The following is an 18,219-nucleotide window of genomic DNA, read 5'->3' on the forward strand; positions in this document are numbered from 1 at the left end:
ACCTCATTATATTTTTTGTAAATAATTATAAATTTATCTATGCCTTCTACAGCATATTAATAAATATACCAGCTACTATTACCGATGTAATTGTTACGGTTATAAAGCCGCCGACTATCATCATCGGTAGAAGTCTGTCCATGAGGAATTTATGTTCTTCTTCTGTGTTTGTAAGTGCTTTAACACATTCTTCTGTCAATATATAGTTCGGCGGGAAGCCGTAAAGTGCTGTAAGTGAAACTGCGTATGCCATATTCCAGCTTATACCGAGAATTTTTCCGGCTATCATGGATGCTATACCCATTCCAGCAACACCGACTATTATTATTACTGCCATTGGGCCGGCTGCTTCAAGCAATATTGCAGGAGTTGCGTCCTTAAGTCCGGAAAATACATAAACCATAAGTACGAACATTAAAAATCCGTACGAATTTGCTTTGTTTAATGAATCTTTATCAAGGAAACCTATCTCAGTTAATACTATACCAAGTATCAATGCCCACACAGCTTGATTCAAACCTGTAATTGTACCCAACTTGTTAGCAATAAATACAGCAATCATTAGCTTCAGAAGTACAAATGCTGTTGTCATGTATTTCTGAGGCATAGGTGGGATAAGTCTCTTTTTTTCGCTTTCTTTAGTTTCCAAATTTCCTGCAGATGCATCAATGTCTGTTACAGATTCTTCTGCTTTAATAGCACCTGATCTAAATCCTTTAAGGAGTTTTTTTCCTTCTTTCTTAAGCAGTATCGCTGTTAAAGGATAACCTGCAAAACCCTGGCATACATACATTGCAATTGCTAAAACAGCTGCAGAAGTAAGTCCTTTTTCCAATGCTGCCTGGTTCATCATTGTTGCTGCAACTATACCTCCTGTCAACGGTGGAAGACCTGAAACCACATATTCCTTTCCTACCGTTGGAACACATATCAGCCAGCAGGCAGCTACCATACCTACCAGACCGGCAAGGGTTATAACTATAACTTTCCATTGCTCAAGCAGCTGCTTAATGCTTATAATTGTACCCATGTGGGTAATGCAGAGCATAATTACCAAAAGACCTCCCAGCGGAGCTCCGAGTCCTGCAAGAGTTACAATGTCTTTTGGGAAGAATGTCCAATATCCTATAAGGAACAAAATAGCTGTTACGAATACGGAAGGGATCCATGCTTTAGTTTTTGTTCCCACAAATTCGCCTATGTAATAGACAGCCGAAATAATTAAAAGTGCCAAAATGTTGCTCATCTGTTTCCTCCTGATGTTTTAAATTATTAAGGCATTTGCTAAATTAAAAATAATACTGTTTAAGCGCGATTGATTTTATAAGCCACCACCTTTGGACTATTTGAGTGCTACTCTTTGCTACAGCTTAATCATGTGATTTTTTATTTATGCAATTACCTGTTGATTTATGTTAACATTTGTTAAGCATAACCGAAAGAATTGTAGCATCTGTATCTTTCATACCCACATTTGAAACGAGAGAAAGATTCTCTATTGTCTGTTCAGGGGTTTTTCCCAGAATGCCGTTATTATTTGGTACAAATATATTTTGTAAAGCCATCTGCGAAGCATCTACAGCTGCATCGACGGATATTGAAAGCTTGTAGGAGCATCCTATTTTAGCTCCGTCGCACAGCATACCCGAAACTCCTGCAACCATATTATTAATGGATGCTTCTATTTGGGATAAAGAGCCTCCCAAGAGATAAGTCAGTCCTGCAGCACACCCAACACCTGCAGCCACACCGCATCCACATACTGGCGATAAGGCGCCGATATGAATTTTTACAAGAATGGTTACAAGGTGGCTTAATGCAACACTGCGTATTATTTTTTCTTCGGGTATATTTTTATTATTACCAATAAAAGATATAGGTATTATGGCTACCAAACCGTGATTTCCAGAGCCGGCGCTGCTCATTACCGGGAGAGGATATCCTGACATACGCGCTTCTGAAGCGGCAGCAGTATAAGCCTTTGCCTTTGAAAATACGTCATCTGCACTGTTGAAAAAATAATTTGCCATGCCTATTCCTTCATTAGATTTAAGACCTTCGTTAGCTATTCTTAAATTCATTTCAATTCCGTTTTTAATAAAGCCAATTTTATCTATCGGAACATGATCTGCAAAGTTCACTAAATCTTTTACATAATAATCCTTGATCTTGTATTTAATTTCATTCGCAGAAATATTATCCTTTTCAGAATACTCCTTTCCGGAGTCTGAGTCAAACATTATATTATTATTTTTGCTTATATAAACAATATTTGTGTGTGAGTTTTTTATAATAACACAAGAATGATCATTTTTTGATTTTGCAGTAACCTTAATAAACAATCCGTCAACTTTTTCGTTAAGTGTTAGTTTGATTATGCCTGAATTAACAATTTCAATAGATTTTTCTATACTTTTGTTATCCACATCTTTGAGCACCTCAAGTCCGTACTCGGATTTGCCTGTGACAAGGGATAGCGCAGCGGCAAAGATTATGCCGTGTTCCTTGGTTCCCGGAATACCTACACTCATTCCATTTTTTAAAATATTTTTATCAACTTCAATGCTGAGCTCATTAACTTTGTCAGGTAATACCTCCTTAGCTTTTGCTACGGCATACGCTACTGCACCTGGTTCAGTGCAACCAAGAGCAGGAGCAACTTGATTCTTTAGTATGTCAATAAGAATTCCATCATTCATATTTAATACTTCCTCTCATAAAATTCTTTTATTAACTGTTATTGCAAATTTTATGCCAAGTTAAAAAACCGCACATAGGTTGAAAAACTTATTTTTAAAGAATTAACCTTATAATTAATTTATCATATATAATAAATGTAAAATATATTAAGCGGTATACAGTGTAAAAACTAAGCTTAGAGCAATTTATCAACTATGAAGTTCATTTATCATTTTTGATAAATAAAATATAAAAGATAAAAATTCTATGTACTTTTACGTTGTTATACTATAGAATTATGAATAATAAGGTATCAAATGCCATCATTCCAAAAACAGGTAAAAAGGAAGTGATATTATATGAGTTTGCTTATGGACATAAGGACAGAGCTGATGCATGTTGTTGAAGCGCTTCACGCGGTGACAAATATTGATATAATAGTGGTTGATAATAATCTTGAGAGAGTAGTATCCACTGTTAAACACAGTGATAGGTTTGTAACCAGTGCTCCGGAAAATTCCGCATTTCACAAATGCTTAATAACAGGAGAGCATTATTTTATTGAAGATCCCAGAAATGATCGTGTTTGCATGGAGTGCACAAATATGATTAATTGTAAGGAACTCATTGAATTTTGCCTTCCTATTAAATATGATGGCAATATTATAGGGGTGTTGGGAATGTGCACCTGCGATGAAACGGCTAAGAGAAGCCTTATGCTTAACAGGGGAAGCTATGTGAATTTTGAAAGCAGGCTCAGTGAATTGATTTCCACTATGCTGAACGAAAAAAGTGTTATGAGGATGTTGGAATATCGATCGTCTGAAATGGGAACATTAATTAATTCTCTTAGCAATGGTATAATTGTAATAAATAATAATAAGCATATTGTAACAACAAATAAATATATTAATGAAAAAATGGATGTAGATATAAAGAACCTTCCTTCATTGAAAGAGCTTATTACAGAAAGGGCATACAGTTTGCTTTCTTCAAAAAATTTTAATTCGGTTGAAGGACCTTTCAAAATGGGAGACATGCAATTTATAATAAGTGCAAATCCTATTATAGTAAATGAAAAAAAAGAAGGTACAATTCTTGTGTTGTCTGATTTTGAAAAAATGAAGGAATCCGTGCTTGAGTCCAACAGAAAAATGGACTTGATAACATTCGATGACATAGTTGGCGAGAGCGAGGTGCTCCTTCAGGCAAGAAGAGAAGCGGTTCAGGTTGCAGATAACGATGCATCTGTTTTAATTTATGGAGAGACAGGCACCGGTAAAGAGGTGTTTTCAAGAGCTATACATAATCTTAGCAAAAGAAAAAACAATGCTTTTATTGCACTTAACTGCGGTGCAATTCCGGAAAATTTAATAGAAAGTGAACTTTTCGGCTACGAAAAAGGATCTTTTACAGGGGCGAGTTCAACAGGAAAGATGGGAAAATTTGAATTGTGTAAGGACGGAACATTATTTTTGGATGAAATAGGAGACTTGCCATTTTTGATGCAGGTAAAACTTAACAGAGCTCTTGAGGAAAAAGAAATCCTGAGAGTCGGCGGCAGTATGCCTATTAAGGTGAATCCCAGAATAATATCCGCAACGCATAAAAATTTGAATTCCATGGTTGAAAAAAAACTTTTCAGAGATGATCTGTTTTACAGACTGAATGTGGTGCCTATATATCTTCCTCCGCTGAGAGAAAGAGGATATGACGTAATAATATTGTCCAGATATTTTTTGAATCATTTTTCGAAATCGTACTGCAAGGATATAACAGGTTTTTCTACGGAAGCAGAGGCGCTTCTTTTGAAGTATAAATTTCCGGGGAATATAAGAGAACTCAGAAATCTTGTAGAGTATGCCGTAATATTTGAACATGGAAGCAAAATAGGTGCGGAAAATATTAAAAAGAAAATAGGAGCTTCTTCTGATGCTGATACTGCCAAGCTTTCTGATTTAACCAGAGCTTTTGAAAAGTCTGTTATTGAAAATAAAATTAAAAAGCTGGGAGATGATCTTGATGCAAAAAAAGAAGCAGCTAAACAGCTTGGTATAAGTATTGCTACATTGTATAGAAAACTTGAAGGCTAAAATATATTTTTTGACTTTATGCTGCTTTTAGGTTAAAATTATGTAATTAGATATTATATTGAGGTAATAATGAATAGAAATAAAAAAACATCAAGTATAACAGAAACAGCGATGATAATTGGAATTCTTGTTATTATATCACTTATTTCGTCATTTGTTCCAATAAGCATGATTTTTTATCCAACCCCAGCAATAATACTTGCAAAAAGAAGGGGCATTAAATATTCAGCACTTGCGCTGCTGGCAGCAGATATTATAATTGCATTATTTTTAGGGGCAGCCACAGGATTCATGTACTTGGTTTTATACACTCCGTTTTCCATAGCTCTGACTTATGGTGTGTATCGTGATAAAAAGGCCGAAAAGACTTTGATGTACGGTGCTGCTGCATACATGTCCTCGTTTGTTTTGCTGGTATTGATGATGGATTCGATAATGGGGATTAATCTTGTTGAACAGCTTAAATTGATTTATGTAGAAGGCTATTCAAAGGTTGAAGAAGTATTTTCCTCCATGCCCAGCGGATTGAGTGTTGATGAGAACTTGGATAAATTGGCGGCAATGAAGGAAACTACGGAATTTATGCTTTCAAATTTATTTCCTGTTATGGTTGTAACGGCATCTGTTGCAGGATCGTATTTTAATTACTTGATTGCTGAAAAGTTTTCGAAAAGATTTTCAATAGGAATTAACAAGCTTGTAAAATTCAGCTATTTTTCATTTCCGAGATCGTTTATGATGGCAATGGCAGCACTGCTTTTGTGCTCATATCTTCTCACTGTTTTGAATTTCAATGTCGGGGTAATACAGCTTAATTTGTTTGCCCTGGTTTTTATATCAATGACAGTGCAAGGATTTTCGGTCATTAAATTTTTTCTGGATAAATATCAGAGATCCAGGGCCTTGAAAAATTTTCTTATAGTTGTGGTTATATATATGACATTTGTATTTTCAGGTTTTATGTTAATGGTTGTGCTTGTGGGACTTTTGGATTTAACAATAAATTTGAGAAAAATAAATAAGACAGTATAAATCGTATGTGGAGGTAATAAATTTGGATAATAAGACAACTCCTAAATTTTTGAAAGATGACAGTTTAATTTATTTTTCGGTTATTATTCTTTTAATAGTTGTTTTCTTCATTGAGCGCATGTTTATATATGCAGGGATTGCAGGACTTATTTTGATGGGAGTGTCTGCTTTTGCTCTCAGAAGACAAGTGCAAAGAGAAAAAGATCTGAAAAATTACATAATAGACTATACAAAAAATATTGAAAATCTATCCGTAAATTCATTTTATTATTCTCCAATGCCTGTAAGCATAATAGGACCATACGGTAAAATTTTCTGGTTCAACAATAAGTTCAAGGAGCTTGTGGGAGATGAGCTGGAGAATATTGAAAACATTGATGAGTTTATTGCAGATTTTCCTACAAAAACATTTGAAGGCAATACGGAAGGAGTCATAAATAACATAGAATTAACCGATTCCGGGAAAACTTTTACTATAATGTACTATGGGCTTGAAGAGGGAAGATTTGGAGAAAGTCTATCATATGTGTGTTATTGGAATGAAAACACGGCGTTTGCAAACCTGAAGACAAAGTATAATGATGAACGTCCTGTGGTAATGCTTGTACAGATAGATAATTACGATGAAATATCAGAAAAACTTGACAAGGGTGAAAAGTCCGCCATGACTGCGGAGGTTGAGAAAATACTTAACAGATATGCTTCTGAGATGAATGGATTTGTTTTGCGATATGATACGGCAAAATTCCTGATGATGATAGAGCACAGCTTCCTAGAAAATTTGGAAGCAAAGAAATTTTCGATGCTGGAGGATGTTAAGTCGCTTAAAGGCGGAGGAGACTTTAATTTTACCCTTAGTATAGGTACGGGCGTATTGGCAAAAAATCTTACACAGCTTATTGAATACGCAAAGGGCGCTTTGGATGTTGCATTGGGCAGAGGCGGCGACCAGGCCGTTGTTAAAAGAATAAATTCTGTTAAATTTTACGGGGGTAAAAGTAAAGCTGTTGAAAAAAGAACAAAGGTAAAGGCAAGAATTATTTCCTATGCCTTGAGGCAGATAATTGACCAAAGTTCAAATGTTATTATTATGGGACACAGGGTTGGTGATATGGACAGTCTGGGCGGTTCCATAGGAGTATATGCAGTTGCGAGAAGCAGGGGTAAAAAAGCATATATAGTTTTAAATAATGTAAATTATGCATTGAAAAATATGCACGAAAGAATGAAAAATAATGAAGAAAGCCATTATATTGAATCCTTGATAAGTACAGAAGCTGCATTAAACATAGCAGATCAGAATACGCTTGTTGTTGTTGTTGATACACACAGACCAAGTTATACAGAAGCACCTGAGCTTTTAAGCAAGGTGGATAAAATTGTGCTGATTGATCATCACAGAAGAAGTGAAGAATATATTGAAAATCCGCTTCTTGACTATATAGAGCCATATGCGTCCTCAACCTGCGAGCTTATATCAGAACTTGTGCAATATATGGAAGACCACATTAAACTCACTAAATTTGAGGCAGATGCACTTTTGGCGGGAATTGTACTGGATACAAATTCTTTTACGTTTAAAACGGGAGTAAGAACTTTTGAAGCTGCGTCGTTCTTGAGAAGAAACGGTGCTGACACATCAGATGTAAAGGAACTTTTCTGCGAAAGTCTGAGCTCCATGAAAAAGAAAACGGAGATAATTGAAAAATCTGAGATAATACTAGGAGATGCAGCGATTTCATATATAGATGAAATTTCAGAAAACAGCAATGTTATAGCTGCACAGAGCGCTGATGAGCTGCTTACCATTAAAAATATTAAAATGAGCTTTGTTCTTGTAAGGAACAAAGATTATATAAATATAAGCGCCCGTTCCACAGGACCTATTAATGTTCAGGTAATTATGGAGTATTTAGGCGGAGGCGGCCACTTAAACATGGCCGGAGCCCAGGTACAGACACAAGATATGAACGAGGCGAAAGAAATGCTGATAGAAGCGATATCTCATTATAAAAAGGAGAGCGAGAAAGAATGAAAGTAATATTATTGGAAGATGTTAAAAATGTTGGAAAAAAAGGAAACATTATCAATGCGAAAGACGGATATGCAAGAAACTTTCTTTTTCCAAAAAATTTGGCTATAGAAGCTACACCATCAAATCTAAAAAATTTAGAAAATGCCAGAAAAAAACAGGAAGCTAAAGAAAATGAAATATTTGAAGAAGCGAAGAAGTTAGAAGAAGAGCTTACTAAATTAACTATAGTAATTAAGACAAAAGCGGGTGAGAGCGGAAAGCTCTTTGGTGCTGTAACAACAAAAGAGATTTCTGAAATTATTGAAAAAGAGCATGGATTTGCCATTGACAAGAAAAAATATGATTTAGATGAACCTATAAAATCTGTAGGGGAGTACTTTGTAAAAATTAAGCTCCATCCTCAGGTGAACGCTAAAGTAAAAGTTATTGTAACGGAAAAATAAGAGGGGTAACATGTCTGATTTGATGAATTTGGGAAAAGTGCCGCCTCATAGTGCCGAAGCAGAACAGACTGTCCTTGCATCTGCTTTGATTGACCATATTGCTGTTGAAAAGCTTATGAATCTTTTGACTTCAGAAGATTTTTACTTTGAGGCAAACAGGGAAATATTTGATTCAATAAAACAGATTCACATCCAAAATATTCCCGTGGATGTACTTACACTTACAGAGGAGCTTAAAAAAAGAGGCAGAATAGATTATATAGGCGGATATGAATATTTGGCCCAATTAACTGAAAATATAATAACCTCTAAGAATGTTGAGGCATACTGCAATATCATAAGAGAAAAATCAACTCTGAGAAGGCTCATAAGTGCATCAAGCGAGATAATTGAAAAAGGATACAAGGAAAGTGATGATGTCCAGAAGATTATAGAGCTTGCGGAATCTAGAATCTTTTCAATTTCACAAAATCGAAGCATAAATTCTTTTACTGAAATTAAGGATGTCTTGATGACCGTATTTAATACCCTTGAAGAGAGAGCTATGAATAAGGGCAGCATTACAGGGCTTACAACAGGTTATGAAGATTTGGACAGAATGACTTCCGGACTTCAGAAATCAGATCTCATACTTCTGGCTGCTAGGCCTTCCATGGGAAAGACGGCGCTTGCGCTTAATATAGCTATGAATGCGGTTAAGACCGGCGCATCGGTGGCTTTGTTCAGTCTCGAGATGTCCAAGGAACAGTATGTTCAAAGAATTATAAGCATGGAATCCATGGTGGACAGCTCTAAGCTCAGGACAGGCAATCTGGACGATGAAGATTGGACAAGGCTTATTTCAACCATGAGCACCATTTCCAATTTTGATGTTTTTATAGATGATACGGCTGCAATTTCAGTGTTTGAGCTGATGTCTAAATGCAGAAGACTAAAAATAGAAAAAGGGCTTGATTTGATAGTTATTGACTACCTTCAGCTTATGTCTGACGGAACAAATTCCTCCAACAGACAGCAGGAAATTTCTAATATTTCCCGAGGATTGAAGGCTTTGGCAAGAGAAATGGACTGCCCTGTAATAGCGCTGTCGCAGCTGTCACGTGCGCCGGAGCTCAGACAGGATCACAGACCGATTATGTCTGACTTGAGAGAATCAGGAGCAATAGAGCAGGATGCCGACATTGTACTAATGCTGTACAGAGACGAATACTACTTCAAGGAAGAATCCGAAAAAAAAGGAATAACAGATGTTATTATTGCCAAGCAGAGAAACGGACCTGTGGGAACGGTTGAGCTTGCATGGATAAGTCAGTACACAAAATTTGGAAATATTCAGAAATAATACTAAATTAAAGGACGTTGATGTCTTTGTAATTAATCTGAGGGCGCACGAGATGCGCCCTATTTTTTAATAATAAACAGAGGAGTATGTATGAAAAAAGGAGATTTAATTTGGGGACTGGCTTTAATTGCCTGGATTATTGTACTTGTTGTACCTCAGTCAAGAGAGGCATTCATGTCTGCTACCGGTACGCATCCGTACATAGGAGGCTTTTTCAAATTCTTCATATTGGCAACCATGGGAGACTTATTGGGAATCAGGCTAATAAAGGGAGACTATTTAATACATGAGGGTGTCGTCTTAAAAGCTGTGGTATGGGGAATTATTGGTATGATGGTTACGCTTATGTTTACGTTATTTATGGGAGGAGCAGCTTCTGCACAAAACGCGGGCTTACTTCCTTTCGCAGGAGTGACCATTGCCCAGGCATTCTTTGGAAGTGCAGCAATGAACTTGACATTTGGCCCAATGATGATGTTTTTTCACAGAATAATGGACTTATGGATTGATTTGTCATATAAAAAAGAAGATAAGGTATCTTTGAGCGGCCTTGTTGATAAAATAGATTGGCATTCGCTTGTGGAATTCAGCTGGGCAAAAACATGTCTGTTTTTCTGGATACCTGCGCATACAGTGGTTTTCATGCTGCCATCGGAATACAGGGTGCTTGTTTCGGCATTTTTGTCTATAGCTCTCGGACTTCTTTTGGCATTTGCGAAGAAATCACAGATGACTAAGGCCTAAGCATTGTAAAGAAGATAATAATAAAAGAGCGGAGTATTTTCCGCTCTTTTATGTAATTATTAACTATCTAAACCATTCTGGCAATTATGAGCTTTGAACCCGGAGTTAATGCGTTTTCGGGAGGAATATCGTTTAGTTCTTTTAAATAGTTTATTGATAAATTATAATTTTTAGCTATATCCCATACTGTTTCGCCAGGTTGAACAACTCTGAAAACCAGGCTGGGCATCTTGCTCCTGTCAATAGGTCCTTCTTCGGTAATGTTTGAGATTATTGTTACCTCATCGTTGTTTTTAAGCTTCATTCCAACGTTTATATCACAGTTAACAATTACGGAATTACTGCCTTTTCTATAAGCTCCGCATTTAGTTATGCTTACATTTGATGAAATATCTGAATTTAGTTCATCTTCTTTAAGATCAACTGCAGCCGTAAAAGGAAGAGAAGCATATGCTTTATCAATTTTATTTATGTCTCCGTTTAAATAGAGCAGATTTACATCAAGATAACCGTCAACAACATATTTGTCATCATAAACTTTTCTTTCGGAAATTTTAGGGCTTACATCTACTGTATAAATATCCTTAACACTGCCAGAAACAACATCGAAGTTATTTTCATACTTTACAGTTTTGTTTACAATGTCATTTATTGATGTGAGATTAACGGTGTCAGATTCTAAACTAAGCAGGCTGTTAGTGGAATAGCAGTCTGTTATTATATTTTTTTCTTCTGTGTCATATAAAACAGCATTAATTGTAAATGGAAGGTTGAATTCAATCAGTTTTTTCTCATTGTCATAGTTCTCGGCAATATTATATGTCATATCGTTAAGAGAAACACCGATTTCTTTAATCATGTTATCGCTTAAATTTTTGACTTCAAGATAGTGAGTGAACGGGAATTCTTCTGACACATGGCCTGTAGCGCTAATATTATTGTCTTCTGTATAAAGGAATCCAACCTTGCAGTTACCTTCAACTAGCATTTTATTGTCCAGGACGTCAACATTTGTTATAAATATTTCAGATTCCGACTTTAAGATTTTAGCTATTTCGCCGGAACTTTTATTCAGCTCAACGGCATCGTTGATGTTTACTTCTTCTGCTAATTCTGCAGTTTTATCGGTGTATTTTATGTTTTTTGTTTTTGCTTGGAATGTTCCGTCTGATTCAAGATTTGAAACAAAATTTACAGGATGTTTGTTTATAACATCAGTATCCAGCAATACAACAGCTTTCACAATGAAGTTTCTTTCTTCAAGCGGTTCTGCTTCTATGTAATCAATATAAGCGCTTGTCAGTGCCTCCATTCCGAATTTTGCTTCTTCAAATGGCATTTCTTCAGTAAAATGAATTTTATCCGACATTGAGCTTACAGAAACATCTTCGTCATTTGAACGGTAGATAATGTTATAGACTAATGTTCCGTCCACAACAACAGAACCGTCGTTAACCTCAGAATTGTTTATTTTGACCTTACCTTCTGTTGATATAATTTTTTCTATATCCGGAGAATTATCAGGAAGTGCAAACTCGCTTTCTAACAAAACTTCAGTAGAACTTGAATCAATAATCTCATTAATATTAAAAGTATCCCCAATTAATTTAAACAAATTAAAATCCTCCTTTAAAAACAGATAGAATCCCATTCTTTTATAAATGTATATGCGACATAAGTTTCGTTAGTACAACTTCTATACAAAAAATTTTAAAAAATCATTGACCTTTTCCTTTTTTTAATATAGAATTGGAAGGTAAATTAATTATCTAAATTTGTTGTTTTTAAATTTTAATTTCTTTACAAACTGTATATATTTAGAGATAATAGAGACTAAAAAAAAAACCCCTTTTTTGTCTCTGTTTTTATGTTTAAGGGGAAAGTACTTATAAATAAAAATTTAATTGGTACAATTAAAAATATAAGGAACGGTATAACGGTATAATAGGATATTACAGGAGGAAAAAATGCCAAAATACATTTTTGTAACAGGAGGAGTTGTATCATCACTGGGGAAAGGAATTACAGCAGCATCATTGGGAAGGTTGCTGAAAGCAAGAGGGTTAAAAGTTACACTTCAGAAGTTTGATCCATATCTCAACGTGGACCCAGGAACAATGAGTCCTTACCAGCATGGTGAAGTGTATGTTACTGATGACGGTGCCGAAACAGATCTGGACTTGGGGCACTACGAAAGAATAGTTGATATAGATTTGACAAAATATTCAAGTATAACATCCGGTAAAATTTACTGGTCTGTTCTGAACAAAGAGAGAAGAGGAGACTACCTTGGAGGAACTGTACAGGTAATTCCTCACATTACAAACGAAATTAAACACATGTTTAAAAGAGTTGCAGCTGTTAATGATGTAGATGTTGTTATAACAGAAATAGGCGGCACAGTGGGAGATATTGAAAGTCAACCATTTTTGGAAGCTATTCGCCAGATCAGATATGAAGTTGGCAGAGAAAATATTATGTATATACATGTTACACTGCTTCCTTATCTGACAAAAGCCGGAGAACTTAAGACAAAACCAACGCAGCACAGTGTTAAGGAGCTGCTGAGTATAGGAATACAGCCTGATATTTTGGTGTGCAGGTCAGAAAAAGAAATAAGTATGGATCTAAAGGCTAAAATTGCACTGTTCTGTAATGTCGAAAAGCAAAATGTAATACAAAACAGTGATGCTGATTCACTGTATGATATACCATTGCTGCTGGAGAAGGAAGGTCTTGCAAAAATAGTTTGCGAAAAATTCGGACTGAATTGTAAGGAACCTGACTTGACAGAATGGAACGATATGGTTCATTGTTCTAAGAATGCTAAGCATAGCGTGAAAATTGCGCTGGTGGGAAAATATGTTGAACTGAAAGATGCGTATCTTTCGGTTGCTGAGGCATTGAGACATGCGGGTATAGACAACTCTTCAGATGTTGAAATTAACTGGGTTCATTCCGAAGAAGTGAATGAAGAAAATTACAAACAGATGCTTGAAGGCAGTGATGGAATATTGGTTCCAGGCGGATTTGGAGACAGAGGAATAGATGGAAAAATACTTGCTGCAAGATATGCTCGTGAAAACAAAATACCATTCTTAGGTATATGCCTTGGAATGCAGATGGCAGTCGTTGAATTTGCAAGAGATGTTTTAAATTACAGCGATGCGGACAGTACAGAATTTAACGCAGAAACAAAGTATCCATTAATAGATATAATGAATGATCAGAAAGATATTGAAAACAAAGGCGGAACCATGAGATTGGGAAGCTATCCGTGCAGACTTACTGAAGGTACAAAGACTAAGGAAGCATACGGCGGTGCGGATATGATAAATGAAAGACATAGACACAGGTACGAGTTCAACAATGAATACAGAAAAGTATGTGAGGAAAACGGCCTGATAATTTCAGGAACATCTCCTGACAATAAGCTTGTTGAAATTGTGGAACTTAAGGATCATCCGTGGTTTGTTGCTGCACAATTCCACCCTGAATTTAAATCAAGACCTACCAGAAGTCATCCTTTGTTCAAAGGGCTTATCAAAGCATCAATTGAAAATAAAAAATAGTTAAAACAAAAAAATTCAGGCTCAGCCTGAATTTTTTATATTTGCAACAGAAAGCTATTTTACAGAGTTTTTTCCACATTCTTCGCTTTCATATTTTTCATATTCTTTATTTTCCATGATTTTTATGATTCTTTCTGTCATTTCGAAAACATCTTCATAAGAGACATATAAAGGTGCAGGTGCCAGTCTTATTACGTTTGGATATCTGAAATCAGGTATTATTTTGTTGGCCTTAAATGCTTCGTTAATTCTTAAAGCATCGGCATGCGTTAAAGCAACATGCCCACCTCTAACTGCATCTTTTCTTGGGCTGCCTACTCCAAAACCATATTTTGCAAGCTTTTCATCAATTAAATACATCATGTAAGCTGTAATTTTTAATGATTTTTCTCTGATAGCTTCAGGCCCTGCTTCGTTTATTATTTTTAGTGAGCCTTCAATAGGTGCCATGGATAAAATAGGTTGAGTGCCAATCTGCCATCCTCCTGCGTATTCTGCATGCTCAAAGTCCTGAGACAGGTTGAATTGAGTTTCCTTTTTGTTTCCTTGCCATCCGGCAAGACCAGGCTTCATGCCGAAATGATTTTTGTTTATATACAATCCCGCTATGGCTCCTGGACCGCCGTTTAAATATTTATAATCGCACCATATAGCAAAATCGGGGTCAATTTTCTTAAAATCATGGGGTACTGCACCGATTGAGTGACAAAGGTCGAATCCTACATAAATCCCTCTTTTGTGGGCTTCTTTTGATATTCTTTCCATGTCTACAAGCTGAGCAGATCTGTAAAGCACTGAAGGAAGCAATACTATGCAAACATCATCAGTCATAGCGTCGATAATATCATCTTCATAGATGTATTCTCCGTCACGGCTTTTCACTACCTTTAGGCATTCATTCGGATCATATCCGCGAGCTCTGATGTCACTCATTACGGCATATTTATCCGTTGGGAAATTAATATCATCCATGATGATTTTGTTTCTCTCAGGTGTCGGTTTGTAAAATGTGTGAATGCACTGATGTATATTAACCGTAGTGCTGTTTCCGCATGTAACTTCTTCAGGATCTGCATTTATAAGTGGAGCCATCATAGCCCCCAGTTTATCCTGGTATAAAAAATACCCGCCTTCAGTCCAAACACCTATCCCCATTTCCTTCCATACTTTTAAAGCTTGAAATAAGGTTTCTTCTGCATCCTTGCTGCACAATCCGCATGAATTGCCATCCATATAAATTTCACCTTCATTGATATAGAAGCGCTCTTTGTATTTTGACAGTTTATCTTCCTTATCCATTTTCTTTGCAAATTCTCTAGTAAGTTCAAAATTATACATTATCTTTTCCTCCTAATTATTATTAATAATATATTTAAATGTTTCTTTCACCTATTGTAGTTAAAAATTCCTCATAACTTCTTTTTTTGATATATTTTGTATATACCATTCCGGCAAATATAATAAGTCCTACATAACCGGAAATAGGATAAATAATTCCAACCATAGTTGAAAATGACAGCTGACCGCCGAAGAAACCCGCTATAGCGGTCACAATTGCAGCAATTCGATATTTAATGCTTTTTTCATTTTCTGATACCTTGTTACATGCCGTAAACATCATTGGAACTGCTGTGGTGTAAATTCCCAATATAAGCATAACAGCAAATATTTTACCAAATACAGGGCTGACTTGAGCGGCTACGTAAAGCGAAGGTATCTCCAAGTTGTAGACACTGTCAATATTAGCAAGAAGTCCAAAATTTAAAATCATAACAGCTATCAAAAATGCGATGCTTCCGAAAAGACCGCCGATAACGGCATTCTTTTTGCTTGTTGCCGTAGTAGCTCCTATACCTGCAAGATAAGGAACCACACCTGTTACGGTGTAAGCTGCATACAATAATCCGGAAACGATCCAGTTGCTGAAATTGCTGTGAACTTCTATTGTGTTAAGAACTTGATCAGCTTCTTTGATGCCTTGGGGGTTTTTTACTATGGCAAGAATGCCTATTATTATAGTTCCTGTCAAAATAAACGGTGAAATATATCCTACAATTTTAACTAAATTTTTCAGCCCAAGGAGAACTGTTGTCAATGAAGCTGCTATCATTATAATTCTTCCTATATTACCGTTAAAACCGTAGTATTCTTCAAACGTTGAACCTGCTGCCGAAATCATTAGTGCATATACAAGAAACAACATAATAGGTGTAAACCATTCGCAAAATTTCCCCAAATATTTTCCTAAGTAAAATTCAAACATTTTATTTGTTTGAGCTAATTTTAAATTTCTTCCATCCTCAATAATTACTACACAGAACCATGCGTACAATATAACTGCTATTATACCTGCTCCAATACTTCCCCATACTCCATGTCCTGAAAAATATTGCATGCATTCCTGCCCTGATGCAAAACTTGAACCGATTACAAACCCCATGAATGCCCCGCCTATTGCTATAACTTGAGGGATGCTTATTTTACTGGTATTCATCTGCTTCCTCCTTTTAGTTTTAAGATTTTTGAGGAAAATTATCATTTAATATAAATTGCATACGTTATCATTAAAACAACAATCAGTGCTTATGGTTATAACCTGTCTGAGCAGCACTTTTAAATGAATTTAGCTTATTGTAATATAAAAAAATAAGTACCCTGGATTTCCTCATGTTTTTATGCTAACATATAAGTGAATTGAATTCTATGGAACTAATATGCATTAAATTGAATTCAATTTTTTCAATAATATAAATTTTATTCATTAATTATATTTTTATGGTATAATAGGGTTAATTTGATATGCATGTATGTATCATTAATTATTTGTATATAAACACAGAAAACATTTTTATTATAAATTTGTATTGGGTGAAATAATTAAATTGAAAGGAAAGTATTGTTATGAATAACCAGTTTGGGAATTTATTAAAAAAGTTGATAACCGAAAAAGGAACAAAAGAAAAAATTATTTCTCAAAAGCTTGGGTACGATCCTACATATTTAAGTAAGTGGATTTCAGGCAAAAACCTTCCTTCACAAAAAAGCATTGATTCTATTTGCGAAAAGCTTTCAGGCATACTTTCAGAGGGAACAGATACGGATGAAATAAAAATTAATTTAAAAAATGCTTATTATTCAGATCTGGGATTTTCCAAGATGGAAAGCAATATGAGTAAAAGCATTTCCGTGATTACTTCGGATTCGGATGTAACGGATTTAATTGTTGAGGTGCTGCAGCAGCTTGAATATTCCGGAATTAGGAATATAACTATCAATACTACGCTTAATCTTTTTCAGAGATTTGAATATCACATTGAAGATATTATTACCAAGCTGCATAAAATGAATCTGGAAAGCTTAAAAATAAACATGTGTGCCTCATTTGACGGGTATCCTTATGACCCTTTAATATTTTGCAATAACTTTATTTCTTTAATTTCGCGAAATTATTTTATTGATTTCAATATATATAAACAAAAAGAAGAAATACCTCAAATTCTAGTCATTAACGACGCCATTGCTATGAATGTGGTTAGTCTGGAAAACGTGGTTTTCTTGTGCTACTACAGCTTTAATGAAAAATATATTCAATCCATTTCCAGTAGTTATAATTTAATTGTTCGCCACATGGAGAAAATATTAAGCTATGCCATGCCGATTTCCCTGAGGAAAACAAATGTACAGATGAATCAGTTTATGCAGGACAACCAGAGCATATTGTTTTCGGAATCCCCGGCAGTTTTTATTCCAAAGAACGTTATATGTGGTTTAATTGAAAATAACGAACTTAATATAAAAGGCGAAGAGTGGAGTGAGCATGTGGAATATCTCGAGCAAGTGAGCAATATTTTTGATAAATATACCAGGCATTATAATATAAAAATACTAGTTTATGAATCTCTTCTTTCACACTATATCAATACCGGGCGCATAGAAATAGGCGGGAAAAAACATGTGTTTACCAAGGATCAGGTTAAAGAACATATTTTGAACATATGCAGCTGTATGAGGGAAAATGAAAATATTGAATTCTATTCCATTTCAGACACTATTGATTTTAACAGGTTATGTTGTGAAACGCCATCTGTGTTCCTTACTCCCACTTCGATTGCGGTAGGTAATACAAATATTTATACCGATGAAACATCATATAATTTCTATTATTCTACAGAAAAATCTATAATCAAAATATTTGAAAGATACATGGATTCAATAATAGAAAAGTCCTCATGTATTAAACTGTCAGCAGACAGACTGTCAGCATATATTGAATGAGGAT

General features: G+C 35.4%; 13 protein-coding genes. 8 read left to right on the plus strand and 5 right to left on the minus strand.

What is annotated here, in order from left to right; all coding sequences use genetic code 11:
• Window positions 1–46 precede the first annotated feature (46 nt).
• Both ACS3UD_RS15315 and ACS3UD_RS15320 read right to left on the minus strand, forming a co-directional pair.
• Entirely contained in the window at window positions 47–1,246 is a 1,200-nt protein-coding gene (locus ACS3UD_RS15315; RefSeq protein ID WP_308138780.1) for a hypothetical protein, read from the minus strand.
• A 169-nt stretch (window positions 1,247–1,415) separates the two neighbouring features.
• Window positions 1,416–2,699, minus strand: coding sequence for an L-cysteine desulfidase family protein (locus ACS3UD_RS15320; RefSeq protein WP_308138779.1), 1,284 nt, complete (start codon window positions 2,697–2,699; stop codon window positions 1,416–1,418).
• 339 nt (window positions 2,700–3,038) lie between these two features.
• Here ACS3UD_RS15320 and ACS3UD_RS15325 point away from each other — a divergent pair, with 339 nt between their 5' ends.
• From ACS3UD_RS15325 to ACS3UD_RS15350, 6 genes are all read left to right on the plus strand, one after another.
• Window positions 3,039–4,772 (plus strand): sigma-54 interaction domain-containing protein, encoded by a 1,734-nt coding sequence (locus ACS3UD_RS15325; RefSeq protein ID WP_308138778.1) that lies wholly within the window; start codon window positions 3,039–3,041, stop codon window positions 4,770–4,772.
• Window positions 4,773–4,841: 69 nt separating this feature from the next.
• The gene (locus ACS3UD_RS15330; RefSeq protein ID WP_308138777.1) at window positions 4,842–5,804 is read left to right on the plus strand and encodes a YybS family protein; all 963 of its coding nucleotides are present in this window, start codon (window positions 4,842–4,844) and stop codon (window positions 5,802–5,804) included.
• 22 nt (window positions 5,805–5,826) lie between these two features.
• Complete coding sequence (locus ACS3UD_RS15335; RefSeq protein WP_308138776.1) at window positions 5,827–7,839, plus strand: DHH family phosphoesterase; 2,013 nt, start codon at window positions 5,827–5,829, stop codon at window positions 7,837–7,839.
• A complete protein-coding gene (gene rplI / locus ACS3UD_RS15340; RefSeq protein WP_308138775.1) occupies window positions 7,836–8,282 on the plus strand; it encodes a 50S ribosomal protein L9 in 447 nt (148 codons plus the stop codon). Before ACS3UD_RS15335 ends, rplI begins: the two co-directional genes overlap by 4 nt.
• Before the next feature lie 22 nt (window positions 8,283–8,304).
• Entirely contained in the window at window positions 8,305–9,624 is a 1,320-nt protein-coding gene (gene dnaB / locus ACS3UD_RS15345; protein WP_308140082.1) for a replicative DNA helicase, read from the plus strand.
• 90 nt (window positions 9,625–9,714) lie between these two features.
• Window positions 9,715–10,368 (plus strand): hypothetical protein, encoded by a 654-nt coding sequence (locus ACS3UD_RS15350; protein ID WP_308138774.1) that lies wholly within the window; start codon window positions 9,715–9,717, stop codon window positions 10,366–10,368.
• Window positions 10,369–10,435: 67 nt separating this feature from the next.
• On the opposite strand, the gene ACS3UD_RS15355 is transcribed toward ACS3UD_RS15350, so the two are convergent.
• Complete coding sequence (locus ACS3UD_RS15355) at window positions 10,436–11,983, minus strand: DUF3794 and LysM peptidoglycan-binding domain-containing protein (protein WP_308138773.1); 1,548 nt, start codon at window positions 11,981–11,983, stop codon at window positions 10,436–10,438.
• Window positions 11,984–12,335: 352 nt separating this feature from the next.
• Between ACS3UD_RS15355 and ACS3UD_RS15360 the strand changes: the two genes are divergently transcribed.
• Entirely contained in the window at window positions 12,336–13,940 is a 1,605-nt protein-coding gene (locus tag ACS3UD_RS15360; RefSeq protein ID WP_308138772.1) for a CTP synthase, read from the plus strand.
• Window positions 13,941–13,994: 54 nt separating this feature from the next.
• On the opposite strand, the gene kynU is transcribed toward ACS3UD_RS15360, so the two are convergent.
• The gene (gene kynU / locus ACS3UD_RS15365; protein ID WP_308138771.1) at window positions 13,995–15,278 is read right to left on the minus strand and encodes a kynureninase; all 1,284 of its coding nucleotides are present in this window, start codon (window positions 15,276–15,278) and stop codon (window positions 13,995–13,997) included.
• A 34-nt stretch (window positions 15,279–15,312) separates the two neighbouring features.
• On the minus strand, window positions 15,313–16,434 hold the full coding sequence (locus ACS3UD_RS15370) for a YkvI family membrane protein (RefSeq protein ID WP_308138770.1): 1,122 nt from the start codon (window positions 16,432–16,434) through the stop codon (window positions 15,313–15,315).
• A gap of 407 nt (window positions 16,435–16,841) precedes the next feature.
• Here ACS3UD_RS15370 and ACS3UD_RS15375 point away from each other — a divergent pair, with 407 nt between their 5' ends.
• Window positions 16,842–18,215, plus strand: coding sequence for a helix-turn-helix domain-containing protein (locus tag ACS3UD_RS15375; protein WP_308138769.1), 1,374 nt, complete (start codon window positions 16,842–16,844; stop codon window positions 18,213–18,215).
• The last annotated feature ends 4 nt before the right edge of the window (window positions 18,216–18,219 follow it).

It is taken from the genome of Sedimentibacter sp. LTW-03 (assembly GCF_052059825.1).
Lineage (GTDB): Bacteria > Bacillota > Clostridia > Tissierellales > Sedimentibacteraceae > Sedimentibacter.